The sequence below is a fragment of the Pseudomonas sp. SBT1-2 genome, assembly GCF_028640875.1.
Taxonomy (GTDB): Bacteria; Pseudomonadota; Gammaproteobacteria; order Pseudomonadales; family Pseudomonadaceae; genus Aquipseudomonas; species Aquipseudomonas chlororaphis_I.
This window is the reverse complement of record NZ_JAQZAA010000086.1, coordinates 1-25,754: the sequence shown is the minus strand read 5'-3', so window position 1 is coordinate 25,754 and position 25,754 is coordinate 1. Positions and strand designations below refer to the sequence as shown.

Genomic DNA, 25,754 nt, shown 5'->3' with positions numbered 1-25,754 from the left:
CGGCTCCTGCGGGATTGTCAGTGGGCGCCGCTGTAGCGACGAACGCCCGATTCAGACTGTGGCAGCTGCGCCGCGGTGCTGCCGGAGGCCTGGAACAGCACCAGGTGTTCGGCGGCCACGCGGATTCCCACATCAGCACCGACCTGGTGATCGGCGTGGCTTGGGAAGATCGACTCAAGCTGGCTGCCGGTCGGCAGTTGCAGGCGGTACAGGGTCGAGGCGCCCTGGAAGCTCTTGCCGACGATCCGCGCCTTGAGGGCGCTGTCCGGTGCATAAACGATATCGTCCGGGCGTAGCAGCACATCCACCGCGCCGCCGGGTGGCCAGGTGTAGGCACGGTTGCCGCGCAGTACGCCGAGTTCGGTCTGCACCGATTCCGGGCTGTCCAGCTGGCCACGGATGAAATAGCCCTGGCCGATAAAGCTCGCCACGAACGGCGTCAGCGGTTCGTGATAGAGGTTGTACGGCGTGTCCCATTGCTCCAGGCGGCCTTCCTTGAACACCCCGACGTGATCGCTGACGGCGAAGGCTTCTTCCTGGTCGTGGGTCACCAGGATCGCACTGGTGCCCCGCGCCTTGAGGATGTCGCGCACTTCGTGGCTGAGCTTGCGCCGCAGTTCGCCATCGAGGTTGGAGAAGGGCTCGTCGAGCAGTAGCAACTGCGGTTCCGGCGCCAGTGCCCGGGCCAGTGCGACGCGCTGCTGCTGGCCACCGGACAACTCGTGGGGGAAGCGCTTGCCAAGATTCTTCAGGTTGACCAGTTCCAGCAGCTCCTCGACCACCCGGTTCTTCTGCGGGTGCTTGCGGATGCCGAAGGCAATGTTGTCCGCCACGCTCAGGTGCGGGAACAGGGCGTAGTCCTGGAACACCATGCCTATCCGGCGGCGCTCCGGCGCCAGGGTGAAGCCGGCGCTGGAGATGGTTTCGCCGGCCAGCTGGATTTCACCTTCGTGCACCGGCTCGAAACCGGCAATCGCGCGCAGGGTAGTGGTCTTGCCGCAGCCGGAGGAGCCGAGCAGGCAACCGATATCGCCGGCGTTGAGGTGCAGGTTGAGGTTCTGCACGACCCGTTGGTCCTGGTAGCCGCAGGCGAGATTGCGCAGGTTAAGCAGTAATGGCTGGCTCATGCGTGGTGGTACGCCGGCTCGACCAGAAACTCGAGCAGGGCCTTTTGTGCGTGGAGACGGTTTTCTGCCTGGTCCCATGCCACGGAGCGTGGATCGTCCAGCAGGTCGAGGCTGATTTCTTCGCCACGGTGGGCAGGCAGGCAGTGCATGAACAGCACGTCTGCGGCGGCCAGGTCGAGCAGCGCGCGATTGACCTGGAACGGTGCGAACAACTTGAGGCGCTCGGCGGTTTCTTCTTCCTGGCCCATGGAGGTCCAGACGTCGGTGCTTACCAGATGGGCGCCGATCACCGCGTCTTTCGGATCGCGCACGATGCTCACCCGGTCGCCGGCCCGGGCGACGAATTCAGGGTTGGGGTCATAGCCTTCGGGGCAGGCGATGCGCAGTTGGAAGTCGAACTGGATCGCCGCTTCTATATAGCTGTTGCACATGTTGTTGCCGTCGCCGATCCAGGCCACGGTCTTGCCCTGGATCGAGCCGCGGTGTTCGAGGAAGGTTTGCATGTCGGCCAGCAACTGGCACGGGTGCAGGTCGTCGGACAGGCCGTTGATCACCGGTACGCGGGAGTTGGCCGCAAACTCGGTCAGGGTGCGGTGGGCAAAGGTACGGATCATCACCGCGTCGAGCATGCGCGACATGACGATGGCGCAGTCGCTGATCGGCTCGCCGCGACCCAGCTGGGTGTCGCGCGGGGACAGGAAGATTGCCTGGCCGCCGAGCTGGATCATGCCGGCTTCGAAGGACAGGCGGGTGCGGGTAGACGACTTCTCGAAAATCATCCCGAGAACGCGATTTTTCAGAGGCTCGAAGAGTACGCCGCGATTACGCAGGTCCTTCAGCTCGATGCCTCGACGAATCACGCTGACCAGCTCTTCGGGCGTGCAATCCATCAGGGAGAGAAAGTGCCTTGCGCTCATCATTAACTACCTTTTTGCAACAGACCGCAGATACTCAAAGCCTTGTTTTATCGAGAAACGGGCGAGACCTGCGGCGAAAGCCGCACGGGGCGACGAAATAGGGGAAGGCGCGATCTTATAATTAAATGTCGCGTCTTACCAATAGCAGGCTTGGTTTCTAAGGCTTTCACCACGTGCAGCGAGTGGCCAGGGTCAAAAAAACGGGCCATTCGTGACGTTTTCCAGCGTGTTCAGGTGGGCCCAGTCGGATGTGGAGTCGATCCACTTTGCGTAGGTCCGCAGCAGCATTTGTACACTGCGTCTCGACCGCTTTGCAACGCGACGCGTGGCCCATGCCGCTATCAGGCATCTGGCTGGCGCGGGCTGGTTTTTTCTCTGCTCGGCTCCTGGGTACTTTGAGCGTGGCGGGAAATGGAACGGCTCGCGGCAGGGGATATCGGCCAGAAATATTTCCTAAGGTGAAGGGCTGGGGTTATAAATGCGCACCGGCAACAGGGAAGTGCTTGGAATGGACTCGAAAGAACAGCAACTGAAGACACTGTTGGGGTTGACGACGCGAACCCTGACCGACCTGACGGCATCGATCACCTCGATGTCCTTCGAGTTGCTGCGCAGCGAAGACAGCACGACGCGCAACGCCGCGCGACAGATGATCGATCGCATGATGACCATCAGCAGCCATCTCGATGAGCACTGGCGATTGCTCGCCGAATTCAGCGGGCAGGGCAGCGAAGCACCGTTGGACGGCATGCTGCCGATCGCCCGGCAGGACGACCCTCCGAGGCTGCCCTCCAACTGAACCATCGGCTGGCTTGATGCTTGCCGATTCACAAGATGAACGTCCCTGGCGCTGATGTCGGTCTGGCACCATAGTTTTGTTCCCGCGGTCTGACGCTGGCCGCCCCGAATAAAATAGAGACTGGCCATGACCAAGACTCTCCATCACCGTGCCTGCCACCTGTGTGAAGCCATCTGTGGCTTGACCATCGAAACCACCGAAGTCGACGGCACCGGTCCGCAGATCACCTCGATCAAGGGCGATGCCCAGGACAGTTTCAGCCGCGGCCATATCTGCCCCAAGGCAGTGGCGCTGCAGGACATCCAGAACGACCCGGATCGACTGCGTCAGCCCATGCGCAGGGTCGGCAGCGATTGGCAGGCGATCGAGTGGAAGGAGGCCTTCAACCTGGTGGCCGAGCGCCTGGCGGCGATCCAGGAGCGGCACGGCAATAATGCGGTGGCGGTCTATCAGGGCAATCCCAGCGTGCACAACTATGGGTTGATGACCCACAGCAACTATTTCCTCGGCCTGCTGAAAACCCAGAACCGCTTTTCCGCCACCTCGGTGGACCAATTACCGCAACACTTGAGCAGTTACCTGATGTACGGCCACGGGCTGTTACTGCCGATCCCGGATATCGATAACACCGACTTCATGCTGATCCTGGGCGGCAATCCGCTGGCGTCCAACGGCAGCATCATGACCGTGCCGGATGTGGAGAAGCGCCTGAAGGCGATCCAGGCGCGTGGCGGCAAAGTGGTGGTGGTCGACCCGCGGCGTAGCGAGACGGCAGCCATGGCCGACCAGCATGTGTTTGTCCGTCCTGGAGGGGATGTGGCGCTGCTGTTCGGCATGCTGCAGACGATCTTCGCGGAAGGACTGGCGCGCGACAGCCATCTGCCGGTGGATGGCCTGGCCGAGGTGCGTGAGGCCATTTCCCGTTTCAGTGCCGAAGCCATGAGCCCTTTGTGCTCGGTGCCGGCGCAGCAGATCCGCCAGTTGGCGCGCGACTTCGCCGCAGCGGACAGGGCGGTGTGTTATGGCCGGATGGGCGTGTCCACCCAGTCGTTCGGCACCCTCTGTCATTGGCTGGTGCAACTGCTCAACCTGGTGACCGGCAACCTGGACCGGGTCGGCGGCGCCCTGTGCACCGAGCCGGCGGTGGATCTGGTGGCGGCGACTTCGGGTGGGCACTTCAATGCCTGGCAGAGCCGGGTTTCCGGACGCCCCGAATATGGCGGCGAGTTGCCGGTCTCGGCCCTGGCCGAGGAGATACTGACCAAAGGGGAGGGGCAGGTGCGGGCGCTGATCACGGTGGCGGGCAATCCGGTGCTCTCCACCCCCAACGGACGGCAGCTGGAGCAAGCGCTGGATGGCCTGGAGTTCATGGTCAGCATCGATCTGTATATCAACGAAACCACCCGTTACGCGGACTTGATCCTGCCATCGACTTCGGCCCTGGAGAACGATCACTACGACACCACGTTCAATATGTTCGCGGTGCGCAATGTCAGCCGCTTCAACCAGGCGATCCTGCCCAAGCCGGAAGGGGCATTGCATGACTGGGAAATCTTCGTTGGCCTGGCCAGGGCCTTCGCCGGGCGGACAGGCAAGGAGCTCAAGCCGACCGTGCCGCCAGCGCAGATGATCGATAGAGGGCTGCGAGCGGGACGGTACGGCGAGACGTCCGAGTTCAATCTGTCGCTGGCGACGCTGGCCGACTATCCCCACGGAATCGACCTGGGGCCGCTCAAGCCCAATCTGGCGGCGCGCCTGAAAACCGAGAGCCGCCGGGTGCAGGCCGCTCCCGCGGCGATCATGGCGGACCTCAAGCGCTTTGCCGCGTTGCAGGCGCCGGCGGCCGATGAGTTGGTGATGATCGGCCGGCGCCATGTGCGCAGCAATAATTCGTGGATGCACAACTACCATCGGTTGGTGAAGGGCAAGCCTCGGCACCAGTTGCTGATGAATCCCGATGATCTGGCCCGGAGGGGGCTGGCTGACGGGCAGCGTGTGCGGGTCAGTTCGCGGGTCGGGGCGATCGAGGTGGAAGTCCTGGCCAGCAGCGAGATGATGCCCGGGGTGGTCAGCCTGCCCCATGGCTGGGGGCACGGTCGGCCGGGCGTACAGATGAGCATCGCGATGGCGCAACCGGGGTCGAGTGCCAATGACCTGACCGATGAGCGTCAGCTGGACGAGCTATCGGGCAATGCGGCGCTCAATGGCGTGCCGGTGACGGTGGAGGCGGCCTGAGGAGTCTGTCGGAGAGGCCGAGCATGGCGCTCGGCTTTCCGTTACAATGCGCCACCGTGTCGACAACAGAGTCGGAAAGTTCAGCCGAGGTGCTCCATGGATATCATCGAAACTATTAAAGAGCAGATTGCCAACAACACCATTCTGCTTTACATGAAAGGCTCGCCGAATGCCCCGCAGTGTGGCTTCTCCGCGAAAGCCGCTCAGGCCGTGATGGGTTGTGGTGAGAAGTTCGCTTACGTGGACATCCTGCAGAACCCGGAAATCCGCGCCAACCTGCCTAAATACGCCAACTGGCCTACTTTCCCGCAACTGTGGGTGGCCGGCGAACTGGTCGGCGGCAGCGACATCATGGCCGAGATGTTCGCCAATGGTGAGTTGCAGACCCTGATCAAGGCTGCCGCCGAAAAAGCTGCTGCCAAGACTGAAGCCTGATTTGCCCCTTGCAGGAGCGACACTTTCGCTCCTGCAAGTTGTGTGGATTTGTCCACGCAATAAAAAGCCCCGCCCTCGTGAGAGAGGCGGGGCTTTTTATGGGCTGAACCTTGAGAGAAGTTACTCGTCGCCCATCTGCGATTGCAGGTAGTTTTCCAGGCCGACTTTATCGATCAGGCCCAGTTGGGTTTCCAGCCAGTCGATATGTTCTTCTTCCGATTCCAGGATGTCTTCCAGCAGTTCGCGGCTACCGAAGTCGCCAACCGATTCGCAATGGGCGATGGCGGCTTTCAGGTCGGCGTGGCCGGTGCGCTCGATGCGCAGGTCGCATTCGAGCATTTCCTTGGTGTGTTCGCCGATGTGCAGTTTGCCCAGGTCCTGGACGTTCGGCAGGCCTTCGAGGAAGAGGATGCGCTTGATCAGCTTGTCCGCATGCTTCATCTCGTCGATGGACTCGTGGTATTCGTGCTTGCCCAGCTTGTTCAGGCCCCAGTCTTCATACATGCGCGCATGCAGGAAGTACTGATTGATCGCGACCAGTTCATTGGCAAGGATCTTGTTGAGATGCTGGATGACTGTGATGTCGCCTTTCATGATGGGGGCCTGCCCTGTAATTAGCGGTATATAAGGCAGAGTCTGAGCCGCACGATGATTAGTGTCAAACCTAAGTTATTGAATAATATATGAAAATTAATCGGAATAAGAATGTTTGTGTTCCGCGTTATGACGCTAAGCGATTGAATTACAGGCATAAAAAAGCCGGACATGAAGTCCGGCTCTTTTTTATGGCGTTAATTACGCAACATTAAATTCTACTGGGTAAGGAATCGCTGGCTGGCTGCTTTGCAGTTCGGTCAGGGTTTCACGTACTACCTGCTTGGCGAGGCAGGCGCATTTGCCACATTGACCGGCAACGCCTGTTGCTTGGCGTACTTCACGATAGCTGCAGCAACCGTCGTAGATTGCATCGCGGATTTGTCCGTCGGTGACGCCAGTGCAGAGGCAGACATACATAAGGTGAGAACCGTCGCTGGTTATGGCTCAATGCGACGGATCTTAATGTTAACGAGAATGATTGTCAAAGTGGTTTGCTGGGGCTTTTTGCCAGATGCGTGACTGGCAGACGAACGGTTTTTTCTACCACGGCCGATGAGCTATCCAGCAGGGCGGCTTTTTTGCTGCCTGAACCCGGGGGATGGAAAAACCACTAAGGACAGCTCAAAAACGCGGTGTATGATGTGCGGTCCTTACGAAGCGGGATCGAGTCACAGGGTTGTCGCTTGACGGCGGCACACTAGACTGGGTCCCATTCTTCATTCGATCACACCAGGAGATATCCAATGAGCGTACTCGTAGGCAAACAAGCCCCTGACTTCACCGTTCCCGCCGTTCTCGGCAATGGCGAAATCGTCGACAGCTTCACCCTGTCCTCGGCCATCAAAGGCAAATACGGCCTGGTGTTCTTCTACCCGCTGGACTTCACCTTCGTCTGCCCGTCCGAGCTGATCGCTCTGGACCACCGCATGGCTGACTTCAAGGCACGCAACGTTGAAGTGATCGCTGTTTCGATCGACTCGCACTTCACCCACAACGCCTGGCGCAACACCCCGATCAATGCCGGCGGCATCGGTCAGGTTCAGTACATCATGGCTGCTGACATGAAGCACGACATCGCCAAGGCCTACGACGTTGAGTCCGAAGGCGGCGTGGCTTTCCGTGGCGCGTTCCTGATCGACGACAAAGGCGTCGTTCGTTCGCAGATCGTCAACGATCTGCCGCTGGGCCGTAACATGGAAGAGCTGATCCGTCTGGTCGACGCTCTGCAGTTCCACGAAGAGCACGGCGAAGTCTGCCCAGCCAACTGGAAGAAGGGCGACAAGGGTATGACTGCCTCGCCAGAAGGCGTTGCCGCTTACCTGAGCGAGAACGCCGGCAAGCTGTAAGCCGCGCTTCACGCATAAAAAAACCGGCCTCAGGGCCGGTTTTTTATGCGCGGTCGATCAGCGACGGTATCAGTCGTTGAAGTCTTCCCAGCCGCCCATTTCCTTCCAGCGATTGACGATGCCGCAGAACAGGTCGGCAGTCTTCTCGGTGTCGTAGCGGGCGGAATGCGCCTCGCGGCCGTCGAAGTCGATGTCGGCTGCCTGGCACGCCTTGGCCAGCACGGTTTGGCCATAAGCCAGGCCGGCAAGCGTCGCGGTGTCGAAGCTGGAGAACGGATGAAACGGGTTGCGCTTCATGTCCAGGCGCGCGACAGCCGCGTTGAGGAAGCCCAGGTCGAAGCTGCTGTTGTGCCCGACCAGGATCGCGCGTTTGCAACCGTTGGCCTTCAGCGCCTTGCGCACGCTGCGGAAGATATCGTTCAGCGCGGTTTCTTCACTGACGGCCATACGCAGCGGATGGTCGAGCTTGATCCCGGTGAACTCCAGCGCCGCGGCTTCGATGTTGGCGCCTTCGAAAGGCTCTACGCGGAAAAACAGGGTGTGCTCGGGGAACACGAAGCCTTTTTCGTCCATGCCGATGATGGTCGCGGCAATTTCCAGCAAGGCGTCGGTGGCCGAGTTGAAACCACCGGTTTCAACGTCGACGACTACCGGCAGGTAACCGCGAAAGCGTGCCGCCATTGGATGACGCGAGCCACCACCGTTGTGACCGTCCTGCTCGTCGTCGAAATGGTCTTCACTCACGCGTGTTCCTCCAGCAGGCGCCAGCGCAGTTTTTCACCGGCGCGCAGCGGGATGACGGTCAGCTCGCCGAAAGGCAGGCTGGCAGGGGCGGTCCATTCTTCACGAACCAGGGTGATGCGATCGGTGTTGGCCGGCAGGCCGTAGAAGCGCGGGCCGTTGAGGCTGGCGAAGGCTTCCAGCTTGTCCAGCGCATTGCGCTGTTCGAAGGCCTCGGCGTACAGCTCGATCGCGGCATAGGCGGTGTAGCAGCCGGCACAGCCGCAGGCCGCTTCTTTGGCGTGCTGGGCGTGGGGCGCGGAATCGGTGCCGAGGAAGAACTTCTGGCTGCCGCTGGTGGCGGCGTCGAGCAGCGCTTCCTGGTGCACGTTGCGCTTGAGAATCGGCAGGCAATAGAAGTGCGGGCGAATCCCGCCAACCAGCATGTGGTTGCGGTTGTACAGCAGGTGATGGGCGGTGATGGTCGCGCCGACGTTGGCCGAGGCCTCGTTGACGAACTGCACGGCGTCACGGGTGGTGATGTGTTCGAACACCACCTTGAGCGTCGGGAAGCGCTCGACGACGCGGCGCATGTGCTCGTCGATGAACAGCTTCTCGCGGTCGAACACGTCGACCTCACTGCGGGTGACTTCACCGTGGATCAGCAGCGGCAGGCCGACTTCGGCCATGGCCTCCAGCGCCGGGAAGATCTTGTCGATGCTGGTGACGCCCGAGTCCGAGTTGGTGGTCGCGCCAGCCGGGTAGAGCTTGGCGGCATGGACGAAACCACTGGCCTTGGCCGCGCGAATTTCTTCGGGCTGGGTGCGATCGGTAAGGTAGAGCACCATCAGCGGCTCGAAGCGGCTGCCGGCCGGCCGCGCAGCGAGAATGCGCTGGCGATAGGCGTCGGCTTCAGCGGCGTTGCGCACCGGAGGTACCAGGTTAGGCATGATGATGGCGCGGCCAAAGGTGCGCGCGACATCCGCGACAGTATTGGTCAACACGGCACCATCGCGAAGATGAATATGCCAGTCGTCGGGACGCAGCAGGGTCAGGCGGTCGGACATTGGGGATTCCAGGCGGGTCAAACTCCAGTGAATGCTACCGGAAAAGACTCTTCCAGGCACTCGCTATCAAGTTTTGCGTGAAGCTTCCGATATCCCGAAGGTATGCCGTAAACAGGCATTTCGATTTTTGTGATGTACAAGTCAGTGGAGCCTCCCGTGCGCCAGCGTTATCTAGCCTTGCTCAGTGTGTTCGCCAGTCTTCCCGCGATGGCGCTGACTTTCCAGACCCGTCTGGAGAGCATTGAGTGGACGGTCGAAGGCGATAAATTCGAGTGCCGTCTGAGCCAGCCGATCACCGATTTCGGTTCCGGGGAGTTCGTGCGTCGCGCCGGCGAGCAGGCGACCTTCCGCCTCAAGGCCTACAACCCGATGCTCGCTGGCGGTTCGGCCACGCTGCTCGCGGCGGCCGCGCCGTGGCAGCCGGGGCGCGGCGACATCAACCTGGGTTCGGTGCGGCTCGGCAGCGGCGATGTCTTGTTCAACAGCTCGCAACTGCAGGCCGGGCGACTGATCGGTGGATTGATGGATGGGCGCAGCCCGGTGGTTCGCCATTACTCCCGCGAGGGTGGGGTGTCCGAGGTGCGCTTGTTGCCGGTCAAGTTCAGCAAGGCGTATGGCGACTACCAACGTTGTGTCGCCAAGTTGTTGCCGCAGAACTTCGACCAGGTCAGGCAATCCGAGGTCGGCTTCCCAGGGGGCGGCATCGATCTGGATGCCAAGGCCAAGGCCAAGTTGCAGGTGATGCTGGAATTCCTCAAGGCCGATCCGACGGTCAATCACATCCAGCTCGACGGCCACTCGGACAATAGCGGCAACCGCTTGACCAACCGTGACCTGTCGCGCCGCCGGGCGCTGGCGGTGATGGAGTTCTTCAAGGCCAACGGCATTCCCGAATCGCAGATCGAGATGCGTTTCCACGGCGAACGCTATCCATTGGCACCCAACACCAACGCGGCGAACCGGGCGAAGAACCGTCGGGTCAACGTACAGCTGCAACGCGTCCCGGTCGCGGAAAAACCGGCACCCCAGGCTGCTGCTCCCGCCAACGCCGCGGCGACTTCCTGAAACGGCTGTCGTCGTCGCGCACTCGACATAATCTGTCGCTTCGTCGTCATAAGCTGTCGCGCCTCTGTAAATTATCCGCGTTGATCGGTAGACTTGATGGCTTTCCGTAGAACCCCGTGGAGTGATGGCATGGCGGACGTAAACAAGGTCGTTCTGGCGTATTCCGGCGGCCTGGACACTTCGGTGATCCTCAAGTGGCTGCAGGATACTTATAACTGTGAAGTGGTGACGTTCACCGCTGACCTGGGTCAGGGCGAAGAGGTCGAACCTGCACGTGCCAAGGCGCAAGCCATGGGCGTGAAAGAGATCTACATCGACGATCTGCGCGAAGAGTTCGTCCGCGATTTCGTTTTCCCGATGTTCCGCGCCAACACCGTCTACGAAGGTGAGTACCTGCTGGGTACCTCCATCGCTCGTCCGTTGATCGCCAAGCGCCTGATCGAGATCGCCAATGAAACCGGCGCCGACGCCATTTCCCATGGCGCTACCGGCAAGGGCAACGACCAGGTTCGTTTCGAACTGGGCGCCTACGCCTTGAAACCAGGGGTGAAAGTGATCGCTCCTTGGCGTGAGTGGGACCTGCTGTCCCGCGAGAAGCTGATGGACTATGCCGAGAAGCACGCGATCCCGATCGAGCGTCACGGCAAGAAGAAGTCCCCGTACTCGATGGATGCCAACCTGCTGCACATCTCCTATGAAGGCGGCGTGCTGGAAGACACCTGGACCGAGCACGAAGAAGACATGTGGCGCTGGACCGTCTCCCCGGAGAAGGCTCCTAACACCCCGACCTACATCGAGCTGACCTACCGCAACGGCGACATCGTGGCGATCGACGGCGTCGAGATGACCCCGGCCACCGTGCTGGCGACCCTGAACCGCATCGGCGGCGAAAACGGCATTGGTCGTCTGGACATCGTGGAAAACCGCTATGTCGGCATGAAGTCCCGCGGCTGCTACGAAACCCCTGGCGGCACCATCATGTTGCGCGCTCACCGGGCGATCGAATCGATCACCCTGGATCGCGAAGTGGCTCACCTGAAAGACGAGCTGATGCCCAAGTACGCCAGCTTGATCTACACCGGCTACTGGTGGAGCCCTGAGCGTCTGATGCTGCAACAGATGATCGACGCTTCCCAGGTTCATGTGAACGGTGTGGTTCGCCTGAAGCTGTACAAGGGCAACGTGATCGTCACCGGTCGCAAGTCCGATGAGTCGCTTTTCGATGCCAACATCGCGACCTTCGAAGAAGACGGCGGCGCCTACAACCAGGCGGATGCGGCTGGCTTCATCAAGCTCAATGCCCTGCGCATGCGTATTGCGGCCAACAAGGGGCGGACTCTGTTCTGATACTTTTTGAGCCGTTTTAAAAGAGCCCCGCCATGAGCGGGGCTTTTTTATGCCTGATGATTTAATCGATCAGGCAGGTGTCCGAAGACCATGACTAAAGTTTCCACTGGCCATTGTTTCAATGGGGCTCGACTATCTTTCAGTCTGTTCTTTTCAATACGAAATGTAGGAAAGTCAGGAGTAGTTATATATAGCGGGCGACGTTCAATTTTTCCTTGTAGGGCAAATCCGTATTGTTTGTAAGGAACTTCTCGGGGCGATGCTGGCTCGGGGCGTGGCCATGCCACGGGCCAAATGACTGGGTTATGGTGTTTGCTTGAAAAACCAATAGCGGACTCTGGACTTACCCATGAAGAAAGTTTTGATCGTAGATGATCATCCCGTTACTCGGCTGGCTGTGCGCATGCTGATGGAGCGGCACGGTTTTGAAGTAGTTGCCGAGGCGGACAATGGCATGGATGCCCTGAAACTGTCTTATGAACATGTTCCAGACATCCTTATTCTTGATATTGGTATTCCCAAACTCGATGGCCTGGAAGTTATCGCCAGACTTTCGTCAAAAGCCATGTCGACCAAAGTGCTGGTATTGAGCCTGCAAGTACCTGGCCCTTTCTCCATGCGTTGCATGCAGGCCGGCGCGGCAGGTTATGTGTGCAAGCAGCAAGACATCACTGAATTGATCAGCGCCGTCAGGGCAGTCCTTGCTGGCTACAGTTATTTTCCCAACGAAGCCTTGCATACCCTGCGCTCGAGCCTGGGCATCGCCAGTGAGGAGGGAATGTTGTCCAGCCTGTCAGGGCGGGAACTGATGGTCCTGAAGCAGCTTGCCGGAGGGCAGACCAACAAGGAGATTGCCGAGGGCCTGTGCCTGAGCAGTAAAACGGTGAGTACCTACAAGAGGCGGCTGTTGGGGAAACTCAACGCCCGCTCGCTGGTGGACCTGATCGAGTTTGCCAAGCGCCATCAGCTGGTATGAAGGTTGAGGGCTGCAACAAGGCATGTGAGCCTTCATTGCGTTGTGGGCTTGCCGGTCTGTCGACGATGTTGGATCCATCAGCCGCGCATGGCCTGGTTTGAGAAACCGATTTGGAGTGTTAGGCGGTGTAACAAAAAAGCCTCCGTAAAAGGAGGCTTTTTGTTACTAAAGATCAAAGTCGTAATCGGCCAGTTGCTTTTGCAAGCGCCGCTCTTCCAGAAGGTTGTCGATGGTCCGGCGTTTGCTCAAGTTGGTCTTGGCCACCTCTACCACAGGCTCCGCATCTTCTGTTTCAACAGGGGTGAAATCGTCTTCTACGTCCAGTTGTTCTTTACCAGTACTCATAAGGTTAACTCCAGGCTAAGACTGCCATTGGCGCTCCTTATATCGATATTCTCGGGACTGGTAAAAAAGATTTTTTCAATCGACCTATCATCAAAATCAATGATTGCTCAATCGTCAGAGGTCTTGTGCTTGTATTCGCACAGGTCCTCGATCCGGCAGCTGCCACAGCGTGGCTTGCGGGCCAGGCACACGTAGCGGCCATGGAGGATCAGCCAGTGATGGGAGTCGAGGAGATACTCCTTGGGCACGAACTTCATCAGCTTTTTCTCGACTTCCACGACATTCTTCCCGGGGGCCAGCCCTGTGCGGTTGCTGACCCGGAAGATGTGCGTATCGACGGCCATGGTCAGTTGGCGAAAGGCGGTATTGAGTACCACGTTGGCGGTCTTCCTGCCGACGCCTGGCAGGGCTTCGAGCTCCTCCCGGGTCTGCGGGACTTCGCTGTTGTGCCGTTCCACCAGCAGGCGGCAGGTCTCGATCACGTTTTTGGCCTTGCTGTTGTACAGGCCGATGGTCTTGATGTACTCGGACAGGCCTTCGACGCCAAGGGCATAGATGGCGGCCGGCGTATTGGCCACGGGGAAGAGCTTGGCCGTCGCCTTGTTGACACCGACATCGGTGGACTGGGCCGAGAGGATCACAGCAATCAGCAGCTCGAAGGGCGACGAATAGGCCAGTTCGGTTTTCGGTTCCGGATTGTCTTCGTGCAGCCTGCGGAAAATTTCCAGGCGTTTTGCGGCATTCATGGGTGAGTCATTTCCTTGAAGGCGATCGGTGTGAGGTCGCAGCAGCCCAGGCCTGCCGGGCGGCCAGCAGCAGCCCCAGCAGGATAAAACCGCCAGGTGCGAGTGTAAGCAGGTGCAGGCCGCCCTGGGCGGACAGAACCCAGCCTGGCCAGTCGACGTCGTTCATCCCCAGCAGCCATTGCAGATGATTGCCGAGGGTGCCACTGCCGAAGGCTTCGCGCAGCGCGCCCAGGATAACCAGCAGCAGGCAGAACAGGCCGGCAAAGCGCACGCGCACGGGGCGCTGGAAAAAATCCTGGTACTCCAGCACGACGCATTGCACGGCAATCAGGCCCAGGTAAAGGGCCAACTGTTGTTGCAGTTCGAATGCCCAGGCCTGCGCGGCCAGCATGGCACAACTGGTGAGGGTGGTGCTGAGCAGGATACTGGCGCCCAGGCCGCCCTGACCAGCCAGGCGTGGGCGCAGGGCATTCATGCACAGGCCGAACACGCCGCTCACGCAGAGAAACACCAGGGCCAGGCCCAGGGCCTTGACCAGGGAGTCGCTGGCACCGATCAGCGGCGCCAGCATCAGGGCGTTCTGCAGGGTCGAGGATTTATTCATGGGCGGGACTTCCCAGCAGTTGTTCGCGATGCTCGTCGAAGTAACGCAGGCTGTCGTGAATCCCCTCGACCACCGCCCGTGAGGTGATGGTGGCTCCGGCCATCTGGTCGAATTGGCCATTGTCCTTTTTCAGCGCCCAGCCGGCATCGCCCGGGTCGCCCACGGATTTGCCGATAAAACCCTGCAGCCAGGCATTCGGGCGTTCGGCGATACGCGCGCCCAGCCCGGGCGTTTCCGAGTGCCTGAGGGCCTTGCTGCCCAGCAGTTTGCCGTTGGCGGCGATACCGATCAGCAACTCGATCGGGCCGCCATAACCGCTGACCTGGCTGCGCAGCAGCACGGCGCTGGGCTGGCTGTTGCGAGTGGCGCGATAACCGCCGATCAGGGTGCTGTGGCTGAGTGGGATGTTATCGACGGCCAGGGGCTGATCCAGCGGCTGATTGTCGTAGCTGTCGGCGGGCAGGATATCCAGCAGGTTGCGTGCCTGGATGGCGCGTTGTTCGCGTTCGATGCGGGGGGCCGTGGCCTGATGGACGAAGAAAGTGCCGGCGGCACCGACAGCCGCCAGCAATGCCAGCACCCCCAGACTCATCGCGCGGTTCATGGCAGGGAAGGCTCGGGAGGCGGAGCAGCCAGGCGCTCCAGGGCAGGGACGGCGAGGTTCATCAGCAGTACCGCGAAGGCAACGCCGTCCGGGTAACCGCCCCAGGTCCGGATCAGGTAGGTCAGCAGCCCGACCCCGACCCCGAACAACAGGCGTGCCTTTGCGCTCTTGGGCCCGGAGACTGGCTCGGTGACGATGAAAAAGGCGCCCAGCATGGTCGCGCCGGTCAGCAGGTGGAAGAACGGCGAGCCGTGGGAGTCCGATCCGGAGCCGTTCCAGCACAGCAGGCTGATGACGAACAGGCTGCCGAGCATGCCGGCCGGTGCGTGCCAGCTGAACACCCGTTGCTGCAGTAAAAAGGCGCCACCGGCGAGAAAGGCCAGGTTGACCCATTCCACGCCCTTGCCGCCGAAATGGCCGAAGGCGGCGTTGCCGGCGAACAGTTCGTCGATGGTCAGGCTCTTGTTGATGCGCAGGCTGTCGAGTGCCGTGGCCTGGGCCCAGGCATCGGGTGCGCTGCTGTCGGAGGCTATGCCGAAGACCTGCTGCAGGCCGCCCAGCAGGTCCAGGCCATGGGAGGCCGGCCAATGAGTCATCTGCTGCGGGAAAGAGACGAGTACCAGGGCATAACCGAGCATCGCCGGGTTGAACGGATTCTTGCCGACGCCGCCATACAGGTGCTTGCCGAACAGCAGGGCGCAGGCCGTCGCACTGACCGTCAGCCACCACGGGCAGTACGGCGGCAAGGCCAGGGCCAGCAGGGTGGCACTGACCAGGGCGCTACCGTCGCCAAGAAAGGGGCGCAACGGCCACTGGCGCAATCGGAGTACCGCGGCTTCGACGGCAAGGGCGGTGGCACAGGCCAGCAGCAGGTTGATCAGAATTCCCCAGCCAAACAGCCAGAACAGCGCCAGCAGCCCCGGCAGGGTCGCCACCAGCACACGCTTCATGGCTTGTTGCAGGCGTTCGTCCGGTTGCTCAAGGGGCGTCATGGGCTTGTACCTGGCGCTCGGCTTCGGCCAGCCGCTCGCGGGCCTTGGCCAATAGTGGCGGCGGGGTGTCGCCGTGGCGTTCCAGTTTGCTGACTTCTGCTCGAGCGTAAGCCAGTTCGGTTTTCAGTTGCCGCAGGCGGGCGTCGATCGGGCGCTTCTCGACCCGTACCAGATTGGGGGCCGGTTTTCCGCTGGCTTCTTCGGCCGCGTGCAAGGCCTGTTCTGCGTCTTTCAGTGCCTGCTCCAGGCTGGCCAGCTGTTCGGCAGGCGCCTGGTTGTCCTGGGCCTTTTTCAGTTCGGCGCGGCGCATCGCCAGCTGGATTTTTGCGCGCTTGAGTTCGGCGTCTTTGGCGGGGGGCGACGACGCTACGGTTTCAACAGTGCTTTCGGCAGCGCTTTCGAGTTGGGCGAGGGCTTGCTCGGCGGCCTCGAACTGGCGCTGCAGGACGATCAGTTGCGACTGTTGCTCGAAGGTCGGCGGATGGCCGAAGGCTTTCAGCGATTTGTTCAGCTGGGCCCGGCTCATCGCCAGATCGATCTTGGCTTTTTTCACTGCGGCATCGGCGGCGGCCGCCTTTTGCGCGCGTACCCGCTCGATAGCCGCCTGCACCGGGTTGAGGGTGGTTTCGCTGGGCTGCGCGGCACGTTGCGCGCGGGCGGCACGTTCGGCCTGCTTGTGCTGTTCTTCGCGTTGCAGCCGGGCATTGCGGCGCTCGAAGCGCTGGCGCGCGTGATCGCGTTTGGCGGTCCGGGCGCGCAGTTCTTCGAGGCTGGTGGCCAGGCCACCGACGATCGGCAATACATCATTCAGCGGCAGCGGGTGCATCTCGATGCAGTCCACCGGGCACGGTGCCACACAGAGATCGCAGCCGGTGCATTCGTCGATCAGCACCGTGTGCATCTGCTTGGCCGCGCCGACTATGGCATCCACCGGGCAGGCCTGGATGCACTTGGTGCAGCCGATACATTCGGCTTCGCGGATAAAGGCCACCTGGGCCGGCGCCGGGCCGCGGCTGATGTCCAGTTCCACGACCGGGACATTCAGCAACCTGGCCAGGCCGGCGATGGTTTCGTCGCCACCGGGCGGGCACTTGTTGATCGCCTCGCCGTTGGCGATGCCTTCGGCGTAGGGCTTGCATCCGGGATGGCCGCACTTGCCGCATTGGGTCTGCGGCAGCAGGGCGTCGATGCGTTGAATCAGACTCATGGGTTGAGCAGTCCGTTGAAACCGAGAAATGCCACGGCCATCAGGCCGGCGCTGATCAGGTCGATCGGCAGACCGCGAAAGGGCAGGGGCACATCGTTGTTGAGAATGCGCTGGCGCAGGTCGCTGAACAGGCTCAGCACCAGCCAGAAACCGAGGCCCGCGCCCAGGCCCAGGGCGAGGCTATGACCGATTCCCCGATTGGCCTGGACCGCCAGCAGCAACGCGCCGAGCACGCCGGCATTGCCCAGCAGCAGCGGCCAGAGGCCGTCGAACGGCAGCCCGGGCAGCATCCGGGTCAGCAGCTTGAGCAGCGGGGCGATCAGCAGCACGCCTAGCGGCAGGAACACGAACAGTTGCAGCGCGGTCAGGCCCAGCGGCACCAGCAGCACCTGATAGAGCCCATAGCCCAGCAGGCTGCAGAGCAGCATCAGGCAACTGGTGGCGATCCCCAGGGCATGGATCCGCCGCCGTGCCACCTGCGGCTCGGCACTGGCCTGCAATAGCGGATCGACGCCCAGCGGCCACTGCAACACGAAGTTGTTGATCAGGGCAGCGCTGATGAGCGTGAGGACAATCTCGGTCATGTTCGTGGCCGGTGAGGGCGGGCGGATACCTGAAGACTAGGCAATTATCCGGCAAGGGCGCAGGCCCATCCAGATATGAAAATCCCCCCGCCACGCAGCTGCGCGACGGGGGGATCGATCCCGCGGGCGGATTTACTTGATCCGCTGACCCGGCTTGGCGCCGCTGTCCGGGCTCAGCAGGTAGATCTCTTCGCCGCCAGGGCCGGCCGCCATCACCATGCCTTCGGAAATGCCGAATTTCATTTTCCGTGGCTTGAGGTTGGCGATCATCATGGTCAGGCGCCCGTCGAGCTTGGACGGATCCGGGTAGGCGCTCTTGATGCCGGAGAACACATTGCGTTGCTCGTCACCGATATCCAGGGTCAGGCGCAGCAGCTTGTCGGCGCCTTCCACGTGCTCGGCCTTGACGATCAGGGCCACGCGCAGGTCGACGGCGGCGAAAGTGTCGAAGTCGATTTCCGGCGACAGCGGATCCTTGGCCAGCTCGCCGTTGCCCGCAGGCTTGGTTTCACCGGTATCGGTCTGGCTGGCGGTCAGGTCTTCTTTCGAGGCGTCGGTCATGGCTTGTACTTTCACTGGGTCGATCCGCGTCATCAGCGGCTTGAATTCGTTCAACTGATGGTTGCTCAGCAGGCTCTGGTGGTCGTTCCAGGTCAGCGGGGCGACGTTGAGGAACGCCTCGGCGTCGGCGGCCAGCAGCGGCAGCACCGGCTTGAGGAAGATCACCAGCTGGCGGAACAGATTGACGCCGGTGGCACAGATGGCCTGGACCTCGTCCTGCTTGCCTTCCTGCTTGTTCAACGACCATGGCGCCTTGTCGGCGATCCAGGCGTTGGCGCGGTCGGCCAGGGCCATGGTTTCACGCATGGCGCGGGCGAAGTCGCGGGCCTCGTAGGCGTCGGCGATGCTTGGCGCGGCTGCCAGGAAGGCGTCGGTCAGCTCCGGCGCGGCGTTCTGGTCCACCAGCACACCGGCGTTGCCTTTGTGGATGAAGCCGGCGCAACGGCTGGCGATGTTCACCACCTTGCCCACCAGGTCGGAGTTGACCTTCTGCACGAAGTCTTCGAGGTTCAGGTCCAGGTCGTCGACGCCACGGCCCAGCTTGGCCGCGTAGTAGTAGCGCAGGTATTCCGGCGACAGGTGGTCGAGGTAGGTCCGGGCCTTGATGAAGGTGCCGCGGGACTTGGACATCTTCTGGCCGTTGACGGTCAGGTAGCCGTGCACGTTGATGCCGGTCGGCTTGCGGTAGCCGGCGCCTTCGAGCATGGCTGGCCAGAACAGCGCGTGGAAGTTGACGATGTCCTTGCCGATGAAGTGGTACAGCTCGGCCGTCGAGTCCTTGCCCCAGAACGCGTCGAAGTCCAGCTCCGGCGTGCGATTGCACAGGTTCTTGAAGCTGGCCATGTAGCCGATCGGCGCGTCCAGCCAGACGTAGAAGTACTTGCCCGGCTCGTCAGGAATCTCGAAGCCGAAATACGGCGCATCGCGGGAGATGTCCCACTGCTGCAGGCCGACATCCAGCCATTCGGCGATCTTGTTCGCCACGGCGTCCTGCAGGGTGCCGCTGCGGGTCCACTCCTGCAGCATCTGCTGGAAGTCCGGCAGCTTGAAGAAGAAGTGCTGGGAATCCTTGAGCACCGGGGTGGCGCCGGAAATCGCCGACTTCGGATCCTTCAGGTCGGTCGGCGCGTAGGTGGCGCCGCATTTTTCGCAGTTGTCGCCGTACTGGTCCTCGGTGCCGCATTTCGGGCAGGTGCCCTTGATGAAGCGGTCGGCCAGGAACATTTGTTTTTCCGGGTCGAAATACTGAGTGATCGAGCGCGTGGCGATGTGCCCGGCGTCGCGCAGCTTCAGGTAGATCTGGCTCGACAACTCACGGTTTTCTTCGGCGTGGGTCGAGTGGAAGTTGTCGAAGTCCACCAGGAAGTCGGCAAAGTCGGCGCTGTGTTCAGCCTGGACGTTGGCGATCAGTTGTTCCGGGGTGATGCCTTCCTTTTCCGCGCGCAGCATGATGGCCGAGCCGTGAGCGTCGTCGGCGCAGACATAGATGCATTGGTTGCCGCGGTGCTTCTGGAAGCGCACCCACATATCGGTCTGGATATATTCCAGCATATGGCCGAGGTGGATCGAACCATTGGCATAGGGCAGGGCGCTGGTGACGAGGATCTTGCGTGGCTCGGACATGGGGCTCGGCTACTTGATGAAACGGAGGTCGGCCACTATAAAGCGCCGAGAAATATATTTCACCCCGTGAGCCCGGTTTTCCACGGCCGTCCTAGCCATCGGCGAGCGTGCTATATGATGCTTTGGCATCCCGCCCACGCCACGGAACAGGTAGGATAGCCGCCTGATTTTCCCGTCTTGTTATCGGAGTTGCCCATGAGCGCCGTCAATCGCGCAGCGGTGGAAGCCGTTCTTCGCCAATACACCGACCCTTACCTGAACCAGGACCCGGTCAGCGCCGGTTGTGTCCGTTCCATCGACATCCAGGGCGACGAGGTGCGTGTCGAACTGGAGATCGGTTATGCCGCCGGTCTGTTCAAGAGCGGCTGGGCCCAGTTGCTGAAGCTGGCCATCGAGAACATGGACGGCGTGGTCGTCGCTCGCGTCAATGTCACCAGCGTGATTGCCGCGCACAAGGCCCAGGCACAGATTCCGGGCCTGGCCAACGTCAAGAACGTGGTGGCGGTGGCGTCCGGCAAGGGTGGCGTGGGCAAGTCCACCACCGCGGCCAACCTCGCCCTGGCGTTGGCCCGCGAAGGCGCCAAGGTAGGGATTCTCGATGCCGACATCTATGGCCCGAGCCAGGGCATCATGTTCGGCATCGCCGAGGGCACCCGGCCGCAGGTCAAGGACCAGAAATGGTTCGTGCCGATCAAGTCCCACGGGGTCGAGGTCATGTCCATGGCTTTCCTGACCGATGACAACACGCCGATGGTCTGGCGCGGGCCGATGGTCTCCGGCGCCCTGCTGCAACTGGTGACCCAGACCGCCTGGGGCGACCTGGACTACCTGGTGATCGACATGCCGCCGGGCACCGGCGATATCCAGCTGACCCTGGCACAGAAAGTCCCGGTGGCCGGCGCGGTCATCGTCACCACCCCGCAGGACCTGGCGCTGCTGGACGCGCGCAAGGGCGTGGAGATGTTCCGCAAGGTCAACATCCCGGTGCTGGGCGTGGTGGAAAACATGGCGGTGCACATCTGCTCCAACTGCGGCCATGCCGAGCACCTGTTTGGCGAGGGCGGTGGCGAGAAGCTGGCGACCCAGTACGGCGTCGAACTGCTGGCCTCGCTGCCGCTGTCGATGCTGATTCGTGAGCAGGCCGATGGCGGCAAGCCGACCGTGATCGCCGAGCCGGAAAGCCAGATCGCCATGGTCTACCAGGAACTGGCCCGCCATGTCGGCGCGCGCATCGTGCTGCAGGAAGCAGCGGCGCCGGCAATGCCGAACATTACCGTCAGCGACGACTGAGCCGGTTGGGCCAACAAAAAAGCCCGGTGCAGTGCACCGGGCTTTTTTATGGGTGTTTATGGGCGGGGTTCAGATCCGCAGGCCGCCGTCCAGCTCGAGGATCCGGCCGGTGTAATAGTCGTTCTCGAAGATATAGGCCGCCGAGTGAGCGATTTCTTCCGGCTTGCCCATGCGCTTGAGCGGGATGCCGGAGGTCATTTTCTCCAGGGCTTCGGGTTTCATGCCCAGGGTCATTTCGGTTTCGATGAAGCCCGGTGCGATGCCGGCCACGCGAATGCCGTAGCGCGCCAGCTCCTTGGCCCAGGTCACGGTCGCTGCGGCGACCCCGGCCTTGGCGGCGGAGTAGTTGGTCTGGCCTATATTGCCGGCACGGGAGATCGAGGAAATATTGATGATCGCGCCGCTGGTTTTCAGCTCGATCATCTTCGCCGCGACTTCGCGGGTGCAGAGGAATACGCCGGTGAGGTTGACGTCGATCACCGACTGCCATTGGGCCAGGCTCATCTTGGTCATTTCGCCGTCCTTGACCTTGAGCAGCAGGCCGTCGCGCAGGATGCCGGCGTTATTGATCAGGCCGTGAATGGCGCCGAAGTCTGCGGCGACCTGGGCGACCATGTGTTCCACCTGCTCTTCATTGGCGACGTTGCACAGGTAGGCGCGGGCCTCGACTCCCGCGGCCTGGCAGGCGGCAACGGCCTGGTCGAGCTTTTCCTGGTTCAGGTCGACCAGCGCCAGCCTGGTGCCTTTGCTGGCGAAATACTCCGCCATGGAGCGGCCCAGACCCTGGCAACCGCCGGTGATAATGATTACTTTGTCATTGAGTTGCATTCGCATGCTCCGAAAGCAGAACTGGAGTGGTGTCCTTTAAGGCGCCTCTCTTGTGCGTCGGGCATGGCCTGGCTGCAGATTGAGAATTGCCCCGATGGCGTCGCTGGAACTTTGCTCCAGACGCCCGTCCGTTTTAGACGGATTCTATATAAGGAGTCATAAATTGAGCGTTGAAGCTGCGAAGCATGCACGAGAATTACTGCTCAAGGAATACCGTGGCGTGCTGTCGACGCACTCCAAGGCGATGCCGGGTTTTCCCTTTGGCTCGGTGGTTCCTTATTGCCTGGATGAGCAGGGGCGGCCACTGATCCTGATCAGCCGTATTGCCCAGCACACCCATAACCTGCAGAAGGATCCCAAGTGTTCGCTGCTGGTGGGCGAGCGCGACGCCGAGGACGTCCAGGCGGTGGGCCGCCTGACTTATCTGGCCGAAGCCGAAAAGCTCGAGGACGCCGCGGCGATCGAGGCGGCCGCCGAACGCTACTACCGGTATTTCCCTGAGTCGCAGAATTACCACAAGGCCCACGATTTCGATTTCTGGCTGCTCAAGCCGGTGCGTCATCGCTACATCGGCGGCTTTGGCGCGATCCACTGGATCGACCAGGTAACGCTGGCCAACCCGTTTGCCGGCAAGGCCGAGCTGAGCATGGTCGAACACATGAACAGCGATCACGCCAAGGCCATCGCCCATTACGTCGACCTGGCCGGGTTGCCGAAAACCGCGGCGGCGCAACTGGCCGGCATCGATACCGAAGGCATGCACCTGCGGATCGGCCAGGGGTTGTACTGGCTGCCGTTCCCCAGCCCTTGTAATACGCCGACACAAGTGCGCGAGGCCTTGGTTTTTCTGGCTCACGCCGAGCAATGGCCGAAAAATGCCGGGGCCGAGGCTTGAATTCACGAATTGCCGACGTCATCTAGGGTCTACTGGAAGGCATTCTTCCGTAGAGGAAACCATTTGATGCGCCCTTTTCTGTTGCTCTTTCTGCTGTTCCCGGTGCTAGAGCTGTTCGTATTCGTCAAAGTCAGCGGTGCGATCGGGTTTTTCCCGGCGTTGCTGCTGATCATCCTGGGCTCGATGCTGGGTGTGCTGGTCCTGCGCGTCGCGGGGCTGGCCACGGCATTGCGTGCCCGTGAAAGCCTGAACCGCGGCGAGCTGCCGGCCCAGACCATGCTCGAAGGCCTGATGCTGGCCCTGGCGGGCGGCCTGTTGATCCTGCCTGGCTTCATCAGTGACGTATTCGGCCTGTTCATGCTGTTGCCGATCACCCGTCGCCTGCTGGCCAACAAGATGCGCCAGCGTGCCGAAGAACAGGCCATTCGTCAGCGTGCCTTTGCCGACGATATGCAGGCCGCCCGTGGCGGACCCGCGCCGCAGCGCCCTCTGGGCCGCGAGCCGAATGTGATCGAAGGCGAGTTCGAGCACCGCGATTCCTGAGTCTCTCAATGATCGACACGGCACCTTCGGGTGCCGTGTTCGTTTTGCCCGACTGAAAATCTAAAAAAATTCACTGGGCAGCCCTTGTAATAAGCATATGCGCCCACATGTATCGGTCACCGCAAGGTTTCTGGTGGCAACACCAGACAGACTTCCGCGTCTCGCTCGTCGAGCCGCAACCGGCCACGCCGGATTTGTTAACCCGCCGGTAACGACACCGGCCGCTGAAAACCATAATTAGGAGAGATCGACAATGAAGCTTCGTCCTCTGCATGACCGCGTCGTCATCCGTCGCAGCGAAGAAGAATCGAAAACCGCTGGCGGTATCGTTCTGCCAGGTTCGGCCGCTGAAAAACCTAACCGTGGCGAAATCGTCGCTGTAGGTACCGGTCGTATCCTCGACAACGGTGAAGTACGTGCGCTGGCCGTGAAAGTGGGTGACAAGGTTGTGTTCGGCCCTTACTCCGGCAGCAACACTGTGAAAGTAGACGGCGAAGACCTGCTGGTAATGGCTGAGAACGAAATTCTCGCCGTTATCGAAGGCTGATTACCCGCTCATTTTCCCGTTACTACAAAGTATTTAAGGAATATCGATCATGGCTGCTAAAGAAGTTAAATTCGGCGACTCCGCCCGCAAGAAAATGCTCACTGGCGTTAACGTCCTGGCTGACGCGGTAAAAGCGACCCTGGGCCCGAAAGGCCGTAACGTGATCATCGAGAAGAGCTTCGGCGCTCCGACCATCACCAAGGACGGCGTTTCCGTCGCCAAAGAAATCGAGCTGAAAGATCGCTTCGAAAACATGGGCGCACAGCTGGTAAAAGACGTTGCTTCCCGTGCCAACGATGACGCCGGCGACGGTACCACCACCGCTACCGTACTGGCTCAGTCGATCGTCAACGAAGGCCTGAAAGCCGTCGCTGCCGGCATGAACCCGATGGACCTGAAGCGCGGCATCGACAAGGCGACCATCGCCATCGTCAAAGAGCTCAAAGGTCTGTCCAAGCCATGCGCCGATTCCAAGGCGATCGCTCAGGTCGGCACCATCTCCGCCAACTCCGACAACTCCATCGGCGACATCATTGCCGAAGCCATGGAAAAAGTCGGTAAAGAAGGCGTGATCACCGTTGAAGAAGGCTCGGGCCTGGAAAACGAACTGTCTGTCGTTGAAGGCATGCAGTTCGACCGTGGCTACCTGTCCCCTTACTTCATCAACAAGCCGGACACCATGGTCGCCGAGCTGGACGGCCCGCTGATCCTGCTGGTGGACAAGAAGATCTCCAACATCCGCGAAATGCTGCCAGTGCTGGAAGCCGTTGCCAAAGCCGGCCGCCCACTGCTGATCGTGGCTGAAGACGTTGAAGGCGAAGCCCTGGCGACTCTGGTTGTGAACAACATGCGTGGCATCGTCAAAGTCGCTGCCGTCAAGGCACCAGGCTTCGGCGACCGTCGCAAGGCCATGCTGCAGGACATCGCCGTCCTGACCGGCGGTACCGTTATCTCCGAAGAGATCGGCCTGAGCCTGGAAAGCACCACCCTGGAGCACCTGGGTAACGCCAAGCGCGTGATCCTGTCCAAAGAAAACACCACCATCATCGACGGTGCTGGCGTTGAAGCGGATATCCAGGCTCGTGTGACCCAGATCCGTCAACAAGTGGCCGACACTTCGTCCGACTACGACCGTGAAAAACTGCAAGAGCGTCTGGCCAAGCTGTCCGGCGGCGTTGCGGTGATCAAGGTTGGCGCCGGTTCCGAAGTTGAAATGAAAGAGAAGAAAGCCCGCGTTGAAGACGCCCTGCACGCTACCCGTGCAGCCGTTGAAGAAGGCGTGGTGCCTGGCGGTGGCGTAGCCCTGATCCGTGCTCTGCAATCGATCAGCGGCCTGAAAGGCGACAACGCTGACCAGGACGTGGGTATCGCTGTTCTGCGTCGCGCTGTCGAAGCGCCTCTGCGCCAGATCGTTGCCAACTCCGGCGACGAGCCAAGCGTAGTGGTCGACAAGGTCAAGCAGGGTTCGGGTAACTACGGTTACAACGCTGCTACCAGCGAATACGGCGACATGATCGAAATGGGCATCCTGGACCCAACCAAGGTGACCCGTTCGGCGCTGCAAGCGGCATCCTCCATCGGCGGTCTGATCCTGACCACCGAAGCGGCTGTTGCTGAAATCGCTGAAGACAAGCCTGCAGCTGGCGGCATGCCAGACATGGGCACGAAGGGCGGCTAGCATGCCTTGAGTTGTGGCAAAGTGCCAGCCCTGGCTGGCTGGACCTTGCCCGGCCATTGAGGTAGCTTTGCCGGTT

27 protein-coding genes are annotated in these 25,754 nt (G+C 61.1%); 12 read left to right on the top strand and 15 right to left on the bottom strand.

Annotated elements, in window-relative coordinates; all coding sequences use genetic code 11:
• Positions 1-17 precede the first annotated feature (17 nt).
• Positions 18-1,127 carry an ABC transporter ATP-binding protein gene (locus PVZ78_RS17925; RefSeq protein WP_009050559.1) on the bottom strand — a complete coding sequence of 370 codons (1,110 nt, stop codon included), beginning with the start codon at positions 1,125-1,127 and terminating at the stop codon, positions 18-20.
• On the bottom strand, positions 1,124-2,044 hold the full coding sequence (argF, locus tag PVZ78_RS17920) for an ornithine carbamoyltransferase (RefSeq protein WP_009050558.1): 921 nt from the start codon (positions 2,042-2,044) through the stop codon (positions 1,124-1,126). Before argF ends, PVZ78_RS17925 begins: the two co-directional genes overlap by 4 nt.
• A 508-nt stretch (positions 2,045-2,552) precedes the next feature.
• On the opposite strand from argF, the gene PVZ78_RS17915 reads away from it, so the two are divergent.
• The 3 genes from PVZ78_RS17915 to grxD all read left to right on the top strand — a co-directional run bounded on the left by PVZ78_RS17915 (position 2,553) and on the right by grxD (position 5,513).
• Positions 2,553-2,843 carry a hypothetical protein gene (locus PVZ78_RS17915; RefSeq protein ID WP_016703436.1) on the top strand — a complete coding sequence of 97 codons (291 nt, stop codon included), beginning with the start codon at positions 2,553-2,555 and terminating at the stop codon, positions 2,841-2,843.
• 126 nt (positions 2,844-2,969) lie between these two features.
• Positions 2,970-5,078 (top strand): molybdopterin oxidoreductase family protein, encoded by a 2,109-nt coding sequence (locus tag PVZ78_RS17910; protein ID WP_273829015.1) that lies wholly within the window; start codon positions 2,970-2,972, stop codon positions 5,076-5,078.
• 96 nt (positions 5,079-5,174) lie between these two features.
• Positions 5,175-5,513 carry a Grx4 family monothiol glutaredoxin gene (gene grxD / locus PVZ78_RS17905; RefSeq protein WP_007922425.1) on the top strand — a complete coding sequence of 113 codons (339 nt, stop codon included), beginning with the start codon at positions 5,175-5,177 and terminating at the stop codon, positions 5,511-5,513.
• Positions 5,514-5,633: 120 nt separating this feature from the next.
• Here grxD and bfr read toward each other — a convergent pair whose 3' ends face one another.
• Together bfr and PVZ78_RS17895 are read right to left on the bottom strand one after the other, a co-directional pair.
• Positions 5,634-6,107, bottom strand: coding sequence for a bacterioferritin (gene bfr, locus PVZ78_RS17900; RefSeq protein WP_009050554.1), 474 nt, complete (start codon positions 6,105-6,107; stop codon positions 5,634-5,636).
• Between the two features lie 201 nt (positions 6,108-6,308).
• Positions 6,309-6,527, bottom strand: coding sequence for a bacterioferritin-associated ferredoxin (locus tag PVZ78_RS17895; protein WP_016703434.1), 219 nt, complete (start codon positions 6,525-6,527; stop codon positions 6,309-6,311).
• A 326-nt stretch (positions 6,528-6,853) separates the two neighbouring features.
• Between PVZ78_RS17895 and PVZ78_RS17890 the strand changes: the two genes are divergently transcribed.
• Positions 6,854-7,456: a peroxiredoxin gene (locus PVZ78_RS17890; protein ID WP_007922432.1), complete on the top strand. Its 603-nt coding sequence runs from the start codon at positions 6,854-6,856 to the stop codon at positions 7,454-7,456.
• A 69-nt stretch (positions 7,457-7,525) separates the two neighbouring features.
• Here PVZ78_RS17890 and rnt read toward each other — a convergent pair whose 3' ends face one another.
• Together rnt and pyrC are read right to left on the bottom strand one after the other, a co-directional pair.
• Positions 7,526-8,200, bottom strand: coding sequence for a ribonuclease T (gene rnt / locus PVZ78_RS17885; RefSeq protein ID WP_009050553.1), 675 nt, complete (start codon positions 8,198-8,200; stop codon positions 7,526-7,528).
• The gene (gene pyrC / locus PVZ78_RS17880; protein WP_038576260.1) at positions 8,197-9,243 is read right to left on the bottom strand and encodes a dihydroorotase; all 1,047 of its coding nucleotides are present in this window, start codon (positions 9,241-9,243) and stop codon (positions 8,197-8,199) included. The genes rnt and pyrC overlap by 4 nt, the downstream gene beginning before the upstream one ends.
• A 156-nt stretch (positions 9,244-9,399) precedes the next feature.
• Between pyrC and PVZ78_RS17875 the strand changes: the two genes are divergently transcribed.
• The 3 genes from PVZ78_RS17875 to PVZ78_RS17865 all read left to right on the top strand — a co-directional run bounded on the left by PVZ78_RS17875 (position 9,400) and on the right by PVZ78_RS17865 (position 12,631).
• Positions 9,400-10,308: a flagellar protein MotY gene (locus PVZ78_RS17875; RefSeq protein ID WP_009050551.1), complete on the top strand. Its 909-nt coding sequence runs from the start codon at positions 9,400-9,402 to the stop codon at positions 10,306-10,308.
• Between the two features lie 129 nt (positions 10,309-10,437).
• Positions 10,438-11,655: an argininosuccinate synthase gene (locus tag PVZ78_RS17870; RefSeq protein ID WP_009050550.1), complete on the top strand. Its 1,218-nt coding sequence runs from the start codon at positions 10,438-10,440 to the stop codon at positions 11,653-11,655.
• 349 nt (positions 11,656-12,004) lie between these two features.
• A complete protein-coding gene (locus PVZ78_RS17865) occupies positions 12,005-12,631 on the top strand; it encodes a response regulator transcription factor (RefSeq protein ID WP_007922442.1) in 627 nt (208 codons plus the stop codon).
• Positions 12,632-12,796: 165 nt separating this feature from the next.
• On the opposite strand, the gene PVZ78_RS17860 is transcribed toward PVZ78_RS17865, so the two are convergent.
• The 8 genes from PVZ78_RS17860 to metG form a co-directional block, all read right to left on the bottom strand.
• Positions 12,797-12,976: a PA3496 family putative envelope integrity protein gene (locus tag PVZ78_RS17860; protein ID WP_007922443.1), complete on the bottom strand. Its 180-nt coding sequence runs from the start codon at positions 12,974-12,976 to the stop codon at positions 12,797-12,799.
• 107 nt (positions 12,977-13,083) lie between these two features.
• Positions 13,084-13,722 (bottom strand): endonuclease III, encoded by a 639-nt coding sequence (gene nth / locus PVZ78_RS17855; RefSeq protein ID WP_007922445.1) that lies wholly within the window; start codon positions 13,720-13,722, stop codon positions 13,084-13,086.
• A gap of 7 nt (positions 13,723-13,729) precedes the next feature.
• Positions 13,730-14,326, bottom strand: a complete 597-nt coding sequence (locus tag PVZ78_RS17850; RefSeq protein WP_110175354.1) for an Rnf-Nqr domain containing protein — start codon at positions 14,324-14,326, stop codon at positions 13,730-13,732.
• Entirely contained in the window at positions 14,319-14,930 is a 612-nt protein-coding gene (locus PVZ78_RS17845; RefSeq protein ID WP_009050548.1) for an RnfABCDGE type electron transport complex subunit G, read from the bottom strand. The genes PVZ78_RS17850 and PVZ78_RS17845 overlap by 8 nt, the downstream gene beginning before the upstream one ends.
• Positions 14,927-15,922, bottom strand: a complete 996-nt coding sequence (locus tag PVZ78_RS17840) for an RnfABCDGE type electron transport complex subunit D (protein WP_028683275.1) — start codon at positions 15,920-15,922, stop codon at positions 14,927-14,929. Before PVZ78_RS17840 ends, PVZ78_RS17845 begins: the two co-directional genes overlap by 4 nt.
• Positions 15,909-17,129 (bottom strand): electron transport complex subunit RsxB, encoded by a 1,221-nt coding sequence (gene rsxB / locus PVZ78_RS17835; RefSeq protein WP_028683274.1) that lies wholly within the window; start codon positions 17,127-17,129, stop codon positions 15,909-15,911. Before rsxB ends, PVZ78_RS17840 begins: the two co-directional genes overlap by 14 nt.
• Positions 17,126-17,713 (bottom strand): Rnf-Nqr domain containing protein, encoded by a 588-nt coding sequence (locus PVZ78_RS17830; protein ID WP_053269804.1) that lies wholly within the window; start codon positions 17,711-17,713, stop codon positions 17,126-17,128. The genes rsxB and PVZ78_RS17830 overlap by 4 nt, the downstream gene beginning before the upstream one ends.
• 132 nt (positions 17,714-17,845) lie before the next feature.
• Positions 17,846-19,897 carry a methionine--tRNA ligase gene (metG, locus tag PVZ78_RS17825; RefSeq protein WP_009050544.1) on the bottom strand — a complete coding sequence of 684 codons (2,052 nt, stop codon included), beginning with the start codon at positions 19,895-19,897 and terminating at the stop codon, positions 17,846-17,848.
• 195 nt (positions 19,898-20,092) lie between these two features.
• Here metG and apbC point away from each other — a divergent pair, with 195 nt between their 5' ends.
• Entirely contained in the window at positions 20,093-21,187 is a 1,095-nt protein-coding gene (apbC, locus tag PVZ78_RS17820; protein WP_009050543.1) for an iron-sulfur cluster carrier protein ApbC, read from the top strand.
• Between the two features lie 69 nt (positions 21,188-21,256).
• Here apbC and PVZ78_RS17815 read toward each other — a convergent pair whose 3' ends face one another.
• Positions 21,257-22,015: an SDR family oxidoreductase gene (locus tag PVZ78_RS17815; RefSeq protein WP_016703427.1), complete on the bottom strand. Its 759-nt coding sequence runs from the start codon at positions 22,013-22,015 to the stop codon at positions 21,257-21,259.
• 163 nt (positions 22,016-22,178) lie between these two features.
• Here PVZ78_RS17815 and PVZ78_RS17810 point away from each other — a divergent pair, with 163 nt between their 5' ends.
• The 4 genes from PVZ78_RS17810 (at position 22,179) to groL (ending at position 25,678) form a co-directional block, all read left to right on the top strand.
• Positions 22,179-22,910: a HugZ family pyridoxamine 5'-phosphate oxidase gene (locus tag PVZ78_RS17810; protein ID WP_016703426.1), complete on the top strand. Its 732-nt coding sequence runs from the start codon at positions 22,179-22,181 to the stop codon at positions 22,908-22,910.
• Positions 22,911-22,976: 66 nt separating this feature from the next.
• Complete coding sequence (locus tag PVZ78_RS17805) at positions 22,977-23,453, top strand: FxsA family protein (RefSeq protein WP_007932702.1); 477 nt, start codon at positions 22,977-22,979, stop codon at positions 23,451-23,453.
• A 253-nt stretch (positions 23,454-23,706) separates the two neighbouring features.
• A complete protein-coding gene (locus PVZ78_RS17800) occupies positions 23,707-24,000 on the top strand; it encodes a co-chaperone GroES (protein WP_009050540.1) in 294 nt (97 codons plus the stop codon).
• Positions 24,001-24,049: 49 nt separating this feature from the next.
• On the top strand, positions 24,050-25,678 hold the full coding sequence (gene groL, locus PVZ78_RS17795) for a chaperonin GroEL (protein ID WP_273829014.1): 1,629 nt from the start codon (positions 24,050-24,052) through the stop codon (positions 25,676-25,678).
• Positions 25,679-25,754: the final 76 nt, after the last annotated feature.

Coding starts and splice junctions, on each gene's coding strand:
- PVZ78_RS17925 (WP_009050559.1), bottom strand. CDS start 1,127: ATGAGCCAGCCATTACTGCTTAACCTGCGCAATCTCGCCTGCGGCTAC.
- pyrC (WP_038576260.1), bottom strand. CDS start 9,243: ATGTCCGACCGCCTGACCCTGCTGCGTCCCGACGACTGGCATATTCAT.
- PVZ78_RS17895 (WP_016703434.1), bottom strand. CDS start 6,527: ATGTATGTCTGCCTCTGCACTGGCGTCACCGACGGACAAATCCGCGAT.
- PVZ78_RS17865 (WP_007922442.1), top strand. CDS start 12,005: ATGAAGAAAGTTTTGATCGTAGATGATCATCCCGTTACTCGGCTGGCT.
- metG (WP_009050544.1), bottom strand. CDS start 19,897: ATGTCCGAGCCACGCAAGATCCTCGTCACCAGCGCCCTGCCCTATGCC.
- PVZ78_RS17800 (WP_009050540.1), top strand. CDS start 23,707: ATGAAGCTTCGTCCTCTGCATGACCGCGTCGTCATCCGTCGCAGCGAA.
- PVZ78_RS17870 (WP_009050550.1), top strand. CDS start 10,438: ATGGCGGACGTAAACAAGGTCGTTCTGGCGTATTCCGGCGGCCTGGAC.
- PVZ78_RS17890 (WP_007922432.1), top strand. CDS start 6,854: ATGAGCGTACTCGTAGGCAAACAAGCCCCTGACTTCACCGTTCCCGCC.
- PVZ78_RS17805 (WP_007932702.1), top strand. CDS start 22,977: ATGCGCCCTTTTCTGTTGCTCTTTCTGCTGTTCCCGGTGCTAGAGCTG.
- PVZ78_RS17840 (WP_028683275.1), bottom strand. CDS start 15,922: ATGACGCCCCTTGAGCAACCGGACGAACGCCTGCAACAAGCCATGAAG.
- PVZ78_RS17860 (WP_007922443.1), bottom strand. CDS start 12,976: ATGAGTACTGGTAAAGAACAACTGGACGTAGAAGACGATTTCACCCCT.
- rsxB (WP_028683274.1), bottom strand. CDS start 17,129: ATGAGTCTGATTCAACGCATCGACGCCCTGCTGCCGCAGACCCAATGC.
- argF (WP_009050558.1), bottom strand. CDS start 2,044: ATGAGCGCAAGGCACTTTCTCTCCCTGATGGATTGCACGCCCGAAGAG.
- PVZ78_RS17815 (WP_016703427.1), bottom strand. CDS start 22,015: ATGCAACTCAATGACAAAGTAATCATTATCACCGGCGGTTGCCAGGGT.
- PVZ78_RS17910 (WP_273829015.1), top strand. CDS start 2,970: ATGACCAAGACTCTCCATCACCGTGCCTGCCACCTGTGTGAAGCCATC.
- bfr (WP_009050554.1), bottom strand. CDS start 6,107: ATGAAAGGCGACATCACAGTCATCCAGCATCTCAACAAGATCCTTGCC.
- PVZ78_RS17915 (WP_016703436.1), top strand. CDS start 2,553: ATGGACTCGAAAGAACAGCAACTGAAGACACTGTTGGGGTTGACGACG.
- groL (WP_273829014.1), top strand. CDS start 24,050: ATGGCTGCTAAAGAAGTTAAATTCGGCGACTCCGCCCGCAAGAAAATG.
- PVZ78_RS17845 (WP_009050548.1), bottom strand. CDS start 14,930: ATGAACCGCGCGATGAGTCTGGGGGTGCTGGCATTGCTGGCGGCTGTC.
- grxD (WP_007922425.1), top strand. CDS start 5,175: ATGGATATCATCGAAACTATTAAAGAGCAGATTGCCAACAACACCATT.
- nth (WP_007922445.1), bottom strand. CDS start 13,722: ATGAATGCCGCAAAACGCCTGGAAATTTTCCGCAGGCTGCACGAAGAC.
- PVZ78_RS17850 (WP_110175354.1), bottom strand. CDS start 14,326: ATGAATAAATCCTCGACCCTGCAGAACGCCCTGATGCTGGCGCCGCTG.
- PVZ78_RS17830 (WP_053269804.1), bottom strand. CDS start 17,713: ATGACCGAGATTGTCCTCACGCTCATCAGCGCTGCCCTGATCAACAAC.
- apbC (WP_009050543.1), top strand. CDS start 20,093: ATGAGCGCCGTCAATCGCGCAGCGGTGGAAGCCGTTCTTCGCCAATAC.